Source organism: Mycobacterium bohemicum DSM 44277 (assembly GCF_001053185.1).
Lineage (GTDB): Bacteria > Actinomycetota > Actinomycetes > Mycobacteriales > Mycobacteriaceae > Mycobacterium > Mycobacterium bohemicum.
Map to the genome: position 1 here is coordinate 498,375 of NZ_CSTD01000003.1, position 14,579 is coordinate 512,953.

Consider the following 14,579-nt stretch of genomic DNA (forward strand, 5'->3'; position numbering starts at 1 on the left):
TTGTCGGAAGTGAGTTACCCGCGACGATGAGTGCACACACGCCACTTCTGTCCTCACGCTCGCGCCTATCGAGCAGGGTTTCTTGCATCCGCATGGTTGCGGCTTGGCTGGCAACGACGCTAGCGACGGGAAAGCCAGAGTGTCAAGTGCGACTCGATAAGTATGTCCGAGGTCGAGTTCGTCCGAGCTTCTAGTCGGCCGCACGCACCTTCGAGGCCCGCTGAACCCGACCGCCTCGCTTGGCCGGCGGGTTCGCGGTCGATGTGCTTACGCCCTTGGCGAGGATCTGCGAACCAAGTTCGATCTGCGCGCGGATGTCCGACTCGCCCGTACCGAACCAGCGTGGTCCGAGGCTCGTTGTGAAGATGATGAAGTTAGCCAGCAGCTCGGCGAACAGGTCGGCGTCGACGTCGGCCCTGATCTGGCCCGCGGCTTGGTAGTGGCGAACGCCTTCGGCAATGACGGCCGTACGGCGTGCGTGATTGGGTTGGAGCACCCGCAGCGAGAAGTCCGGATCCGACAAGGCCCGACCGGAAATGTCCCAGCCGGGAACACCGCTGTCCCGGTCGTCGAGCCTTAACCTCGCGAAGAACAGCTGCTCGATATAGTCCTCGAAGCGCGCGGGCAGGGCCGCCACGACTTGCTCCTCGGCTTCACTGACGAGATCCGCGATCTGTCGAGAAACGACCTGCTCGAAGATGCCTCGCTTGTCCCCGAAGTAGTGGAACAGCATTGCTTCCGAGCAGTCGGCGCGACGGGCGATCTCCTTCGTCGCCGCGGCCGCGTATCCCGCTTCCGCAAACACCTCAGCAGCCGCTTCGAGGAGGGCCCGTTGTTTGCCATCCTTGTCGCGAACTCGCCGCCGCGCGCCTGTAGTCATCACACATACTTTAGCGAGCACTCGTCGGCTGACGGGAAGCTCGCACGCGTGCTTCCTTCGCCACCCCGGGCTTTTCGGCCTCATCCTCTTTGTTTGCGCGCAATGCGGCGCGCTGATCGTGAGCTGACTCGGGCGGTTATCGAGTCCGACTTGACTCCGCGTAGCCGACGATTTACTGTGCTGCCAAAGCAAATTTCGGCGTGTGTGAGAAATCCGAGGGCCGACGCAGATGGCACATGGACCGTGGCACGTTTGCGGTGTTGCCGGAATGTGGACGGGCCCTCGGTGGGGGCTGTCTGTCCAGGCCGATCGCTGGCGTAGTCCCGAGGTCGGCATGCCCGCGCCCGAGGGCGGAAAGGACTACCCATGGTGAGCAAATCACCGGAGGAACACGCCCGGAACCTCGACCTTCGTCACGAGGATTTCAACGATCAAGAATTCCTCTACGAGGTTTACGCGGTGATGCGGGAGAACGGACCGTTCAGTCACCAGGAAGTCCCGTTCTTGGGTCCTACGCCGGGGGGCGCCTGGGTCGCCACTCGCTACGACGACTGTTACGAGATCCTGCGTGACTGGCGCAGCTTCTCCAGCAAGCCCGTGGGGCTGGAGGGCAACCCGATGTCATTTGGAGACATCGTGATCACCTTGGATCCGCCACGGCAGCAACAGCTTCGCAAGGTTCTCAACCCGTATTTCTCGCCGGGCCGGATGAAGGAGCTGGAGCCCCAGGTGCGCGCGGTCACCGATGGGTTGATCGACAACTTCATCGAGTTGGGCCGCGGCGATCTCGCGGACGTTGCATGGCAGCAACCTGGGATCGTGTTCTTCCGGTACCTACTCGGCATGCCCGTGGAGGACGTGCCGCTCTACATCGAGACAGCCGACCTCGCGATCAATGGTGAGAGCGAAGAGGTCCGAAACGGGTCGATGACGAACCTCTATGTCCGCGTGCGCGAGGAGATCGACAAGCGTCGTGGTGAACCGCCACGCGATGACCTGATCGATGTCTTGCTCGCCGCCGAGATCGACGGTGAGAAATTGAGCTTCGACGACGTTGTCGCGAATGTGATGCTGTTGGTGCAAGCCGGGCTCGAAACAACCTCTAGTGCAATGTCGTTCGCCTTCTTCCATCTAGGCACGCATGCTTCGGAGCGCGACAGACTCGTACGCGATGCCGAGTTGATGCCCACGGCGATAGAGGAATTCATCCGGTTCGCCGGTTCGGTCCACGGGCTGCATCGCTCGGTGGCGAAAGACGTTGAGCTAAGCGGCCAGAAGTTCTGTCCCGGCGAGACGGTCGTCGTGAACTATGCGGCCGCCAACCGCGACGCGCGCGAGTTCGACGAGCCCAACACGTGCATGCTCGATCGACAGACAAATCGCCACCTCGGATTCGGAGCCGGCGTCCATCGCTGTCTGGGCTCCAATCTCGCCCGACTCGAGTTTCGGGTGGGTGTCCAACAGACCCTGAATCGGATACCCGACTACGCCATCCCCCCTGGGGCAAAAGTTGATTTTCACGGGAACTCGGTCACTCGGGGCTACCGCGCCCTGCCGGTCGTCTTTACCCCTGGTGCCCGCGTCGGCCGGTGAGGGGGCGGCGGATAACCGCCCATATCGGCTTGCGGCCAGCGCAATAGCAGATCTCCAGGTGCGGCTCGACCAAGTTATCAAGTGCTACTTGACAACGCGCCAGAGCCGCTCCTAGCATCAGGTCAGCCGGTAATCGGTATCCGTCTTGCGCGACGACGCCCTCATTGCTGCACCCGTTGCCCACTCGCCAGGCCCGACGAAAACCGGTTCGGTGAAACCAGGGAGGAACCGTGGACAAGCAAGATCTTCAATGGATGATCTCCGTCGACGACCACATCATCGAGCCGCCGAACCTATGGGTCGACCGCGCGTCGGCCGCCGACCGCGATCGAGTGCCACACGTCGAGCGCATCGACGGCGTCGATACCTGGATCTACGACCAAGCGCGCGCCTCGGTGCTCGGCATCTTGGTCGCGGCTCACCAGAGGCCCGCCGAGTACTCCCCGCTCCCAGTCAATTACGACGAGATGCCCCGCGCGTACTTCGACCCGGTGGCCCGCATCCCCGACATGGACGAGGATCATGTGATCGCGGGATTGAACTTTCCGTTCTTCCCCCGGTTCTGTGGTCAGATGTTCGCGCACCTCGGTGACCGCGATCTGGGTCTCAAGTGCGTGCGGGCGTACAACGACTTCGTCATCGATGAGTGGTGCGCGGCGGCGCCCGGTCGCTACATCCCGATGGTCATCGTCCCGTTGTGGGATACCCGTTTGGCCGTCGAGGAGACGCTACGGTGCGCCGGCAAGGGCGCCAAAGCCATTGCCTTCTCGGAGAATCTGCACCCGTTGGGATTTCCGTCCATCCACTCGGGGGCATGGGACGATTTCTTCGCGGTGGTGAACGAGACGAAGATGCCGCTGTGCACGCACATCGGATCGTCGTCGGTCAGTCCGACCACGTCGCCCGACGCGCCTTTCGGGGTTCAGGCGGTCAACATCAACCTCAATCTGGCGAACTCGACCACCGATTGGCTGTTCTCGGGCAAGCTGCAGAAGTACCCCGACCTGAAGATCGTGCTGGCCGAGGGCGGCATCGGCTGGATCCCCTACCTCATCGAGCGTGCAGAGCATGTCGCCGCCGACTACCAATACCTGCGCGCCAACAACTGGTCGGTTGATCCGGCCACGATGCGCTTGACCCCCGTACCCACCGACCCCGACATTTTTCCGGAGTCACCGCGCCGGCTTTTCCGCGAACACATGTACGGCTGCTTCATCGAGGACGACTTCGGGGCGGCGAATCTGGACTCGATCGGTGTCGACAACGTGATGATCGAGACGGATTATCCGCATACCGACAGCCTCTGGCCCAACTCCCTTCAGGCCGCTCACAAGGCACTCGACGGCCGGTCCGACCTTGACAAGTACAAAGTGCTGCAGGGTAATGCGCGCCGGGTCTTCGACTTTGAGCCCGCCCCATATCCGACGCCGACGTAGTCAACGGCGATTCGTATGATGCGGGAGTACCAGAGCTTCGTCGACGGTAAGTGGTTGAGCGACAACGCCGTCGGCACCATCGACGTCATCGATCCGGCGACCGAGGAGTTGATCGGCCGAGTCGTCGACGGTGGACCAAAGCAGGCGGCCATGGCGATCGAGGCTGCCAGGCGGGCTTTCGACGAAGGTCCGTGGCCGTGGATGTCGGTCCGGCAGCGGGGCAAGATCATCAAGCGGTTCGCTGACATTCTCGATGAGCGCAAGGCGGAACTTCGCGAGCTTGTCGTCGCCGAGATCGGTTCGACCGCCTTCATCACCGACCTGATTCAGGTTGGGGGTGCCATCGAGGCGGCCCACTACTACGGCGAGTTCGTCGAACATGATGTGACGTGGGTGGAGACACCGAGCGGGCCCGTGGTGTCGCCGACCGGCCTGGGTGGCGTGACGGTGGTCCGCGAGCCGGTCGGGGTGGTGGGAGTCATCACGCCGTTCAACTTTCCGTTCTCGATCAACATTCAGAAGTGCCTGGCCGCCTTGGCCGTCGGCTGCACTGTGGTGCTCAAGCCCCACCCGTGGACCCCGATGAACGCCTTGGAGCTGGCCAAGGTCGGCGAGGAAGCGGGCCTCCCGCCCGGTGTGTTCAACGTCGTTGTGGGCGGTGCCGACGTGGGAGAGGAGCTATGTACGCACCGCGGCGTCGACATGATCGGATTCACCGGTTCGACCGCGACCGGTCGACGCATTCGTGAACTGTCTGCCGCCACGATGAAACGTGCTCAGCTGGAACTCGGCGGCAAAAGCGCGCACATCGTGCTCGACGATGTCACCGAAAGTGACGTCGCCGGAATAGGGTTCGGGCAGGTGCTGATGCATGCCGGACAGGCCTGCACGGTCACATCGCGACTTCTCCTGCCCGAGCACCTGCTCGAGGCGTATGTCGATGGCGTGAAAGCCATGGCTCCGATAATCACCGTGGGGGATCCGCGTGATCCCGCCACTGTCGTCGGGCCGCTCATCAGGGATCAGCAGCGGCAACGAGTTGAGTCGGTCGTTTCGTCGGGCCTAGAGGAAGGCGCGCACCTGGTGGTGGGCGGCAAACGTCCCGAACATCTCGAACGCGGCTTCTACTACGAGCCGACGGCATTTGTCGACTGCCGCAGCGACATGCGCTTATGCCAGGACGAGGTGTTCGGGCCTGTGCTGGCAGTGATGACCTATCGCTCCGAAGAGGAAGCGATCCGCGTCGCGAACGACTCCATCTATGGTCTGGCAGGTCTGGTGATGACCCGCAACGCCGCAAAGGGTTTCAACGTCGCCAGGCAGATTCGAACGGGCACCATCATGGTGCAGACTCTCGGGCCCGCTGCCGACCTCGGCGCCAATCCGGGTGGCGGGCAGGGTCCCGGCTGGTCCCTGCCGGCGCGCGGCATGTTCAACGGCGGGGGACCGTTCGGCGGATTCAAACAAAGTGGACTCGGACGTGAGCAGGGGCGTTGGGGCTTTGAGGAATACACCGAGCTGAAATCAATCACCATGATGTAGCGGGGCACTGCACGCGGCGTGGGGCGGGGCGGTTAAGGGACTTGGGGGCTGGAAGGGTCGCGTCATGGAACTGCTCAGGGACGTCCGGGTCCTCGAGGTGTCACTGTTCTCCACGGATGCACTGGGCGGACATCTGGCCGACCTCGGCGCAGAGGTGATCAAGGTGGAGCCGCCGGGCGGCGGTGGTTTCCGCGGTTCGGCGGTTTCCGGCGGCGAGCTGCAGGACTCGCACTGGAACCGCGGCAAGAAGAGTGTGGCAATCAACCTGAAAACGACTGAGGGTCAGGATGCTTTTCGCCGCCTGGCCGCCACGTCGCCGGTGGTGATCGACGGGCTACGGTACGGAACCGCGCACCGGCTCGGCTTCAGCTACGACGACATCGTCGCGGTCAACCCGACGGTTGTCTACTGCGTGCTTAACGGCATGGGCAGCTATGGGCCTTACACGCGATTGCCCACGCACGGGCTGTCCTTCGACTGTTTCGCCGGCCTGAGTCCGCCGATAATCGATGCCGACGGAACGCCACGCCTTTCGGGGGCGGCCACAGGGACGACGGGCGTTCTGGCGGGACCGCTGTACGCAGCCATGGGCGTACTCGCCGCGCTGCACGCCGCCGGGCGCGACGGCCGGCCGCAGTACGTCGAAGTGGCGCAGGTCGATGCGGCTATCAACTGGAACTTTCAGCACCTCGCGGCGTTGGCGAACGGTCAACAGGGCTATGGCGAGGGAATCCGCGCTTCGCTTCGCTACCAGTACTACCGAACCGGTGACGACAACTACGTGGTGTTCAACGCCTTGGAGGACAAGTTCTGGCTGAGATTCTGTGAATCACTCGACAGGATGGATCTGTACGAACCGGGACGCCAGAAGCCGGGGACGGATCTCGAGGCAGAGGCCGGGCTGCGCGAGCAGTTAACAGCAATTTTTGCCAGCCGCACACGCAAGGAATGGACCGACTTCTTCATAGCGACCGACATCGCAGGAGCCCCGGCATTTTTGGGAGCAGACCTGTTCGACGACGACCACGCGAAGGCTCGCCGACTCGTCTACGAGCAGGCCCAGCCGGACGGTACTTCGCAGCGATTGATCGGAACGTGCATCAAGACCAAATCCGACGAAGGTTTTGCACCGCCGGCAGCGCCGCACGTTGGGCAGCATACGGAAGAGTTACTCACCGCCGTGGCAGGTTACGACGCTGCCGGCATCGAGCGCCTTCGTTCGACTGGCGCAATCTGAATGCCGGCGCATGCCCCCCTCCGGCACGGTCGATCCGATGCCCATGAATGCCGGAAAAACCGTGTCGGTTGGCCGAACGCCGAAAGTGGGTAGACAACGCCTTGATGTGGGACCCGCCACATTCATTTGCGGATCACTAGTCGGAAGGCGGGATCAGATGGCTGATCACGAGGGGGGCCGCTGGGATGTCGCGGTCAAGGACCGGGCGGTCTACATCCAGCGCGTGACTGACGACGACAAGCAGTTGTTTGAAGATTCGTTGGCATCCGACGAGGCCCGCGAGCTTGCGGGCCTGTTGACGAAGTTCGCCGATAAGGCCGACAAAGCCGAGGACTCCGATGAGGCCGAGGACTCCGATGAGGCCGAGGACTCCGACGACGACGAGGACTCCGACGACGACGAGGACTCCGACGACGACGAGGACTCCGACGACGACGAGGGCTCCGACGACGACGAGGACTCCGACGACGACGAGGACTCCGACGACGACGAGGACTCCGACGACGACGAGGATGATTCCCAAGACTCGGACGAGTAGCGAACCTGAGCGAACCGCCCAGGGAATAGGACAACCCCGTTCGCCGACATCCCCGGTCGGGTCCGACCACTTTGTACCGAAGCGTTGCAGAATGACCCCGTGGCGACAGCAAAGCGGCGGCAACCGTAGTGGCCGGGCCGACGCACACGGGCCGCTGACGTGCACGGGTTCGGCTTCCACACGCTGGCGTTGCTGACCGCCGTCGGGTTCGCCGGGCCGCTGCTGGCCTCCATTCCCCGCCTGCGGATCCCGGCGATCATCGGGGAGCTGGCCGCGGGGCTCGTCATCGGCAAGACCGGTTTCGACGTCGTCGACGCCAGCGACCCGACCTTCCGGCTGTTCGCGAACATCGGCTTCGGCCTGGTCATGTTCGTGGTGGGCACGCACGTGCCGGTCCGCGGCGGCCAGCTGCGCTCGGCGATATCGCGGCCGCCCAGCTGGGCGTGCCGGTGGCCGCGGCCACCATCGGCACCGAGGAACACCTGCTGGCCGCGGGGGAACCGTCGGCGCTGCTGCTCGGCGCGCTGCTGACCATCGGTGCCACCTCGATCGCCGGCGTGTGGGCGGCGCATCGTCCGGCCGCCGGCGGGGACGCGGCCGCCGAGGCCAAGGACGCCGGGACTCCCGTGTGACCAAAGGCCTCCCGGACCGGGACCTCGGGACCTCGCGGCGGCGACCGAAGCACTTCCGTCGGGTTGCGTTCGGCCCTAGGGGCCGGGTCGGGGGAGTGGTCGGATGAAGGCTTGGGGTTGACCGAGGGGGCGTGATGAAGTTTTCAGGACACATGCGACGGGAACCCCGGCAGGCCGTGGCGACGCCGACGATGTACAGCGTCACCGACCGGCTGCACCGCGACCGCACGGTTCGGGTGACCGGCGCTCAGATCGCTCCGACCGTGGCCGCGTGGCTGGCCGAGTTGGGTGTCCGCAGCCCCCTGGTCGACGATCTGGCCCGAGCGGCTTGTGTTGGTGACTGGGCCTCGGCCTACGCCGTGTGCGACCAACTGTCCGTCGACGTGGCCCTCGTGGCCGCCGCCGGCGCGTGACCCCGGTGTGACCGTGGCCGCAACGCCGCGTTTTATTGGAACAAAGTCCTTTGTGCAAGTGCCGTCGTGCCCTCGTGTGGCCCGGCGCGAACGCGCGATCGTAGGGGGCACTGAGCTTTACCGGAGGGAAATATGGCCATGAACGCGCGCTTCCCGGATGAAGGGACGATTCGGACGGCCCTGACGCTGGCGGGTCGGGCGCCGTCGGTGCACAACACGCAGCCGTGGGGGTGGCGGGTTGGCCCGGCGAGCCTGCATTTGTACTCCGACGCGGGCCGGCAGCTGCCCCACACCGACCCCGACGGCCGTGACCTGATCTTGAGTTGCGGCGCCGCCCTGCACCACTGCCTGGTCGCCTTCGCGGCCGTCGGGTGGCAGTCGAAGGTGACCCGGCTGCCCAATCCGGACGACCCCGACCACCTGGCCGCCATCGAGCTGTCCCCTTATCCCGCCGACGCCGTCGACATCGCGCTCGCGGCGGCGATTCCGCGGCGCCGGACCGACCGGCGCCACTACAGCCACTGGCCGGTGCCCGTCGGCGACATCGCCTTGATGGCGGCGCGCGCCGCCCGGCACGGCGTGACACTGTGCCGGGTGGAGGACATGGACAACCTGCACGACATCGTTGTCCGCTCCGTCCAGGACCACCTCAACCACGACTACATGGCCGAGCTCACGGCATGGAGTGGGCGCTACGCATCGGTCGCGGGCGTCCCCGCCCACAACACACCCGCGCCGGACCCGAACGCGAAAATCCCCGGCCGGCTCTTTGCGGGTCCCGTGCTGCCCATGCCGCCGGACACGTCGTCGGCCGACGACAACGCCGTCGTGCTGGCGCTGGGGACCCGCAACGACGACCGGATGGCACGGCTGCGCGCCGGCGAGGCCACCAGCGCCGTGCTGCTCACCGCCACGTCGATGGGCCTGGCGAGCTGCCCGGTGACCGAGCCGCTGGAGACTCCTCAAACCCGCGAGGCCGTCCGCTCGGATATCTTCGGGGACAGCAACTATCCGCAGATGCTGCTGCGGGTGGGCTGGGCGCCGATCAACGCCGACCCGCTGCCGGCCACCCCGCGGCGCGAGCTCGCCGACTTCGTCGAGTGGCTCGTCGACCACGATCAGCACGTCGCCCACTAGGGCCACGGATCGCCCGAAAACCGTTGAATCTCATGGGAGTTGGGATGGAGACGCTAGCGCTGGACCCGCGCCGCTGGAAGGTCGCCCGCCTCGTCGGGCGCAACCCGCTGCTTCGGCGGACCGACCGGATCGAAGCCTTGGTCGCCCTGCTGGCGATGCTGACGATGCTGATCGCGATTCCGGTCGCCGGTGTCGTGGGCACCGTCGTCTACGGCGCGCGTGCGGGTCTCTACTCCCAGGAGCAACACGAGCGGCACCGCGTCGCCGCCACCGTCACCGACACCGTGCTCGAGGGCTCCGGCACGACCGTGGTGCGGGCCAGGTGGCCCGGACCGGTCGGCGAGCGCACCGGCACCCTCGAACTCACCACGGCCGCCAAGCCCGGCAACAAGGTCGACATCTGGGTGGGCAGGGACGGTAACGCGGCGTTCCCGCCCACCCCGAGGTGGCATGCCGCCTTCGATGCCGTCGTCATGGCGGGCGTGGGGCTGCTGATCGCGGCCTTCGCGCTGGGCACCCTGGTGGCCGCCGTCTATGCGCGGCTCAACCGCGCGCGCGACGCCGCGTGGGAGCGCGAGATCAGGTCTCTGGTGGAAGACGGTGGCCGGACGAATCGGCAATGACGGCCTCCCGGCGTGCAATAGTAAACGCTATACAGCACAGTCGAATAGGCGGTTGATGTGTCGATGAGCCCCGGCGTCGCGCTGCTCGACGCGACCGCGCTGCACCGCCTGGTCGAGGTCTTGATCGAGCGCGGCTACCGCGTGGTCGGCCCGACGGTGCGCGACAACGCGATCGTGCTCGACGAATTGGAGTCGGCCGACGACCTGCCGCGGGGCTGGGGCGTGTACGTGGCCCCGGGGCACTACCGGCTGCGCCGGCGCGACGACGACGCCGCATTCGGCCACTCGTCGGGACCGCAGTCGTTCAAGCAGTTCCTGCACCCGCCGCGGCGACGGCTGTGGTCCGGTGACCGTGACGGCACGGTCCAGCCCGACGAGGAGCCGCCGCGCTACGCGTTCCTCGGCGTGCGCGGCTGCGACCTCGCGGCGATCGCGACCCTGGACAAGGTGTTGGGCCGCGGCCAATTTCCCGACAACTCGTTCGTCCGGCGGCGCCGGCAGGCCTTCATCGTCGCGGTCAACTGCACCGAGCCCGGCGGGCTGTGCTTCTGTTCGTCGATGGGAACCGGGCCCGCGGCCGGGCCGGGTTATGACCTTGCGCTGACCGAGCGTCTGGACGCCCTCGAGGATGGGGCCGTGACCTACCTGGTGGACGTCGGCACACCCGAGGGCGCCGACGTGCTCGCCGCGGTCCCGCACCGGGCGGCCGAGGGCGACGAGATCGCCTCCGCGCGAGCCGAAGTGGAGGAGGCGTCGCACCGGATGGGCCGCGCGATGCCCGACGCCGACCTGCGCGGCCTGCTGATGGGCTCGCGCGAATCGCCGCAGTGGGAGGAGGTCGCGAGCCGCTGCCTCACGTGCGGCAACTGCACGATGGTCTGCCCCACCTGCTACTGCACCAGCACCGAGGACGTCAGCGACCTGACCGGCCAGCACGCCGAACGCTGGCAGAACTGGGCGTCGTGCTACGAGTTCGACTTCACCTACGTGCACGGCGGCGGCAGCGTGCGCCAGTCCGGGGCCTCGCGGTACCGGCACTGGATCACCCACAAGCTGGGCACCTGGCACGACCAGTTCGACATGTCCGGCTGCGTGGGGTGCGGTCGCTGCATCGCCTGGTGCCCCACCGGGATCGACATCACCGAGGAAATGAACAAGATGGCCCGCGATGAGTGAGGGCCCCGCCGAGCAGATGGCGCCCGTGCCCTACCGGGTGCGCAGCCGCGTCGTGGAAAGCGCCGACTCGGCGACGCTGTGCCTGGAACCGGTCCGCCACGCCCTGCGCACGCCCGAGCCCGGGGAGTTCATGATGCTCTACGCGTTCGGCGTGGGCGAGGCGGCGATCTCGACCAGCGGGGACCCGACCGTCACCGACGGCTCGCTCACCCACACCATCCGTTCGGTCGGGGCGGTGAGCCGCGCGCTGCACGACGCCGAGCCGGGCAGCGTCGTCGGGGTGCGCGGCCCGTGCGGCACCAGCTGGGGCATGGACGACGCCGTCGGCCGGGATCTGGTCATGGTCGCCGGCGGCGTGGGGTTGTGCCCCCTGCGCCCGGCGGTGCTCGCGGCGCTGGCCGGGCGGTCCCGCTACGGCAGGCTGACGCTGATCGCCGGCGCCCGCTCCCGGTCGGATTTCGTCTACACCGGCCAGCTCGCCCGGTGGGCCGCCGACCCGCGCATCGATCTGCATCTGACCGTCGACGTTCCGGTGCAGGGCTGGCACGGCGAGGTCGGCCTGGTCACCGAGCCGCTGAAGCGGCTCGCGCTCGACCCCCGGCGCACCACCGCGTTGCTGTGCGGGCCCGAGCCGATGATGCGGTTCGCCGCCGAGGCCCTGATAGGCAAAGGCGTTGCCGCCGAGGACATTCGGGTATCCCTGGAGCGCAACATGCAATGCGGGATCGGGCTGTGCGGCCACTGCCAGCTGGGACCGCTGCTGATCTGCCGCGACGGGCCGGTCATCGGCTACGACGTCGCCGGGCCGCTGATGCAAGTCAAGGAGCTGTAGATGACCCCCAGCCTTGCCGTGTGGAAGTTCGCGTCCTGCGACGGTTGCCAGCTCACCCTGCTCGACTGCGAGGACGAGCTGCTGACGCTGGCCGACCAGGTGCGCATCGCCAACTTCGCCGAGGCGTCCAGCGCCGTGGTCGCCGGCCCCTACGAAGTGTCGCTGGTGGAGGGTTCGGTCACCACCCGCCACGACGAGCAGCGGATCCGCGAAATCCGCGAGCAGTCCAAGGTTTTGGTCACCATCGGCGCGTGCGCGACGGCCGGGGGGGTGCAGGCCCTGCGCAACTTCGCCGACGTCGAGGAGTTCGCCTCGCTGGTCTACGCGCGGCCCGACTACATCGACACGCTGGCGACCTCCACGCCGGCCTCGGCGCACGTGCAGGTCGACTACCAGGTGCCGGGCTGCCCGATCGACCGCGGTCAGCTGCTCGACACGCTGGCCGCCCTGCTGATCGGGCGCAAGCCGCGGCTGCCGGCCAAGACGGTGTGCACGGAGTGCAAGCTGCGCGGCGTGACGTGCGTGCTGGTCGCCGACGGCACGCCGTGCCTGGGCCCGGTGACGCACGCCGGCTGTGGCGCGCTGTGCCCCAGCCACAGTCGCGGGTGCTACGGCTGCTTCGGCCCGGCGGCCAGACCCCAGATCGGGACGCTGATCCCGGTGCTGCGCCGCGACGGCATGTCCGACGGCGACGTCGACCGGGTGTTCTCGACGTTCAACGTCGCCGCCTTTGCCGAAGAAATGGGCACCGAAGGGCGGGGGATGCAGTGAATCCGGAGAACCGCACCCTGAGCGTCGGCACGCTGACGCGAGTGGAAGGCGAGGGCGCGCTGCACGTCCGGCTCAAGGACGGCGAGCTGGACAGCGTCGAGCTGAACATCTATGAGCCGCCGCGGTTTTTCGAGGCGTTCCTGCGCGGCCGTTCCTACACCGAGCCGCCGGACCTGACCGCCCGGGTCTGCGGCATCTGCCCGGTCGCCTACCAGGTCAGCTCCTGCAACGCGCTCGAAAGCGCCTGCGGCGTCGAGGTCGACCCCGAACTGGTCGCGCTGCGCCGGCTGCTGTACTGCGGCGAGTGGATCCACAGCCACATGCTGCACATCTACCTGCTGCACGCGCCGGACTTCCTCGGCTACCCCGACGCGATCGCGATGGCCCGCGACGAGCGAGAGGTCGTCGAGCGCGGGCTGCGGTTGAAGAAGGCCGGAAACCGGTTGATGGACTTCGTCGGTGGGCGGGCGATCCACCCCATCAATGTGCGCCTGGGCGGCTTCTACTCGGTCCCGACCCGATCCCAGTTCGCGCCCGTGGCCGAGCAGCTGCGCCGCGCGCTGGACGACGCGCTGGCGACCGTCGAGTGGGCGGCCGGGTTCGAGTTCCCCGACCTCGAAGTCGACCACGAGATGCTGGCGCTGAGCCAGGACGGGCGGTACCCGATCGAAAACGGGGTCATCGCGCGCAGCGCCGGCCCGTCGTTTCCGGTGCCCGAGTTCACCGCGCACGTGCGGGAGTTGCAGGTGCCGCACTCGACCGCGCTGCACGCGACCCTCGACGGCGGCCGCTATGTCACCGGCCCGCTGGCCCGCTACTGCCTGAACTCCTCGGCGCTGTCCCCGGTGGCGGCCCAGGCGGCCGCGGCGGCCGGGCTCGCGGACGAATGCCGAAACCCCTTCCGCAGCATCGTCGTCCGGGCCGTCGAGGTGGTGTACGCGATCGAGGAGGCGCTGCGGATCATCGACTCCTACGAGCGTCCCGCGCGGCCCTTCGTCGACGTCCCGGCCCGGCCCGGGATCGGGCACGGCGTCAGCGAGGCACCCCGGGGGCTGCTGTATCACAGCTATGAGATCGGCGCCGACGGGCTGGTGTCCGCGGCGACGATGATCCCGCCGACGTCGCAGAACCAGGCCGCCATCGAAGCCGACCTGGCCCGGGTGGTGTCGGACAATCTCTTTCTCGCCGACGACGAACTGACATCGTTGTGCGAGAAGGTGATTCGAAGCTACGACCCGTGCATCTCCTGCTCGGCGCACTTCCTGACGCTGACGGTGCACCGGGGGTGAGCGAGCGCCGCGCGGGCACCGTGCTGGTCGGCCTGGGCAACACCTACCGCCGCGACGACGGCGTGGGTCCCGCGGTCGCCGCGGCGCTCGAGCGTCTGGGCTTGCCGGATGTCGTCGTGGCGAGCGGCATTGCGGACCCCATGGGCCTGGTGGAGGCCTGGTCGGGAGCCGGGCTGGCCATCGTGATCGACGCCGCGGTCGCCGACGCCGCGGCCCCGCCGCGGCCGGGACGAATACGCCGATGCGGCCTCGACGATGTGCGGGCCGGGCGCGGCGGGTTGAGTTCACACGCCGTGGATGTCGGTCACAGCCACGAGCTGGCCGCGGCGCTGGGCCGCGCGCCGGGCGAGCTGGTGATCTTCGCGATCGAGGTCGCCGACACGGGTCACGGCACCGGCCTGACCCCGCAGGTGTCGCGCGCCGTGCCGGAGGCGGTCCGCCTGGTGGTGCGGGAGATCGGCGGGCGGGCAACGGATTAAC

At 67.1% G+C, this 14,579-nt stretch carries 14 protein-coding genes and 1 pseudogene; 14 read left to right on the top strand and 1 reads right to left on the bottom strand.

What is annotated here, in order from left to right; genetic code table 11:
• Positions 1-190: 190 nt before the first annotated feature.
• A complete protein-coding gene (locus BN971_RS16950) occupies positions 191-880 on the bottom strand; it encodes a TetR/AcrR family transcriptional regulator (RefSeq protein ID WP_085180883.1) in 690 nt (229 codons plus the stop codon).
• A 366-nt stretch (positions 881-1,246) separates the two neighbouring features.
• On the opposite strand from BN971_RS16950, the gene BN971_RS16955 reads away from it, so the two are divergent.
• The 14 genes and pseudogenes from BN971_RS16955 (at position 1,247) to BN971_RS17025 (ending at position 14,578) form a co-directional block, all read left to right on the top strand.
• Positions 1,247-2,473, top strand: a complete 1,227-nt coding sequence (locus tag BN971_RS16955; RefSeq protein ID WP_170322181.1) for a cytochrome P450 — start codon at positions 1,247-1,249, stop codon at positions 2,471-2,473.
• A 230-nt stretch (positions 2,474-2,703) separates the two neighbouring features.
• Complete coding sequence (locus BN971_RS16960) at positions 2,704-3,909, top strand: amidohydrolase family protein (protein WP_085180884.1); 1,206 nt, start codon at positions 2,704-2,706, stop codon at positions 3,907-3,909.
• Positions 3,910-3,924: 15 nt separating this feature from the next.
• Positions 3,925-5,451, top strand: a complete 1,527-nt coding sequence (locus BN971_RS16965) for an aldehyde dehydrogenase family protein (protein ID WP_245836713.1) — start codon at positions 3,925-3,927, stop codon at positions 5,449-5,451.
• Positions 5,452-5,515: 64 nt separating this feature from the next.
• Entirely contained in the window at positions 5,516-6,688 is a 1,173-nt protein-coding gene (locus BN971_RS16970; protein ID WP_085180885.1) for a CaiB/BaiF CoA transferase family protein, read from the top strand.
• A gap of 157 nt (positions 6,689-6,845) precedes the next feature.
• A complete protein-coding gene (locus BN971_RS16975) occupies positions 6,846-7,226 on the top strand; it encodes a hypothetical protein (protein WP_090350351.1) in 381 nt (126 codons plus the stop codon).
• 159 nt (positions 7,227-7,385) lie between these two features.
• Positions 7,386-7,649, top strand: a pseudogene (locus BN971_RS16980) (cation:proton antiporter domain-containing protein); the annotation flags it as partial.
• A gap of 343 nt (positions 7,650-7,992) precedes the next feature.
• Complete coding sequence (locus tag BN971_RS16990; protein ID WP_090350354.1) at positions 7,993-8,271, top strand: hypothetical protein; 279 nt, start codon at positions 7,993-7,995, stop codon at positions 8,269-8,271.
• A 138-nt stretch (positions 8,272-8,409) separates the two neighbouring features.
• Complete coding sequence (locus BN971_RS16995; RefSeq protein ID WP_085180937.1) at positions 8,410-9,408, top strand: Acg family FMN-binding oxidoreductase; 999 nt, start codon at positions 8,410-8,412, stop codon at positions 9,406-9,408.
• 44 nt (positions 9,409-9,452) lie between these two features.
• Positions 9,453-10,031 carry an Rv1733c family protein gene (locus tag BN971_RS17000; protein ID WP_085180889.1) on the top strand — a complete coding sequence of 193 codons (579 nt, stop codon included), beginning with the start codon at positions 9,453-9,455 and terminating at the stop codon, positions 10,029-10,031.
• A gap of 63 nt (positions 10,032-10,094) precedes the next feature.
• Entirely contained in the window at positions 10,095-11,207 is a 1,113-nt protein-coding gene (locus BN971_RS17005; RefSeq protein ID WP_085180938.1) for a 4Fe-4S dicluster domain-containing protein, read from the top strand.
• A complete protein-coding gene (locus BN971_RS17010; RefSeq protein WP_085180890.1) occupies positions 11,200-12,039 on the top strand; it encodes an FAD/NAD(P)-binding protein in 840 nt (279 codons plus the stop codon). Before BN971_RS17005 ends, BN971_RS17010 begins: the two co-directional genes overlap by 8 nt.
• On the top strand, positions 12,040-12,810 hold the full coding sequence (locus BN971_RS17015; RefSeq protein WP_085180891.1) for an NADH-quinone oxidoreductase subunit B family protein: 771 nt from the start codon (positions 12,040-12,042) through the stop codon (positions 12,808-12,810).
• Positions 12,807-14,099, top strand: coding sequence for a Ni/Fe hydrogenase subunit alpha (locus BN971_RS17020; protein WP_085180892.1), 1,293 nt, complete (start codon positions 12,807-12,809; stop codon positions 14,097-14,099). Before BN971_RS17015 ends, BN971_RS17020 begins: the two co-directional genes overlap by 4 nt.
• The gene (locus BN971_RS17025) at positions 14,096-14,578 is read left to right on the top strand and encodes a hydrogenase maturation protease (RefSeq protein WP_245836715.1); all 483 of its coding nucleotides are present in this window, start codon (positions 14,096-14,098) and stop codon (positions 14,576-14,578) included. Before BN971_RS17020 ends, BN971_RS17025 begins: the two co-directional genes overlap by 4 nt.
• The last annotated feature ends 1 nt before the right edge of the window (position 14,579 follow it).

Bases quoted from the DNA above. Each gene is read 5' to 3' on its own strand.
- BN971_RS16955 (WP_170322181.1), top strand. From the start codon at position 1,247: ATGGTGAGCAAATCACCGGAGGAACACGCCCGGAACCTCGACCTTCGT.
- BN971_RS17000 (WP_085180889.1), top strand. From the start codon at position 9,453: ATGGAGACGCTAGCGCTGGACCCGCGCCGCTGGAAGGTCGCCCGCCTC.
- BN971_RS16950 (WP_085180883.1), bottom strand. From the start codon at position 880: ATGACTACAGGCGCGCGGCGGCGAGTTCGCGACAAGGATGGCAAACAA.
- BN971_RS17005 (WP_085180938.1), top strand. From the start codon at position 10,095: ATGAGCCCCGGCGTCGCGCTGCTCGACGCGACCGCGCTGCACCGCCTG.
- BN971_RS16990 (WP_090350354.1), top strand. From the start codon at position 7,993: ATGAAGTTTTCAGGACACATGCGACGGGAACCCCGGCAGGCCGTGGCG.
- BN971_RS17015 (WP_085180891.1), top strand. From the start codon at position 12,040: ATGACCCCCAGCCTTGCCGTGTGGAAGTTCGCGTCCTGCGACGGTTGC.
- BN971_RS16995 (WP_085180937.1), top strand. From the start codon at position 8,410: ATGAACGCGCGCTTCCCGGATGAAGGGACGATTCGGACGGCCCTGACG.
- BN971_RS16965 (WP_245836713.1), top strand. From the start codon at position 3,925: ATGATGCGGGAGTACCAGAGCTTCGTCGACGGTAAGTGGTTGAGCGAC.
- BN971_RS17010 (WP_085180890.1), top strand. From the start codon at position 11,200: ATGAGTGAGGGCCCCGCCGAGCAGATGGCGCCCGTGCCCTACCGGGTG.
- BN971_RS16975 (WP_090350351.1), top strand. From the start codon at position 6,846: ATGGCTGATCACGAGGGGGGCCGCTGGGATGTCGCGGTCAAGGACCGG.
- BN971_RS16970 (WP_085180885.1), top strand. From the start codon at position 5,516: ATGGAACTGCTCAGGGACGTCCGGGTCCTCGAGGTGTCACTGTTCTCC.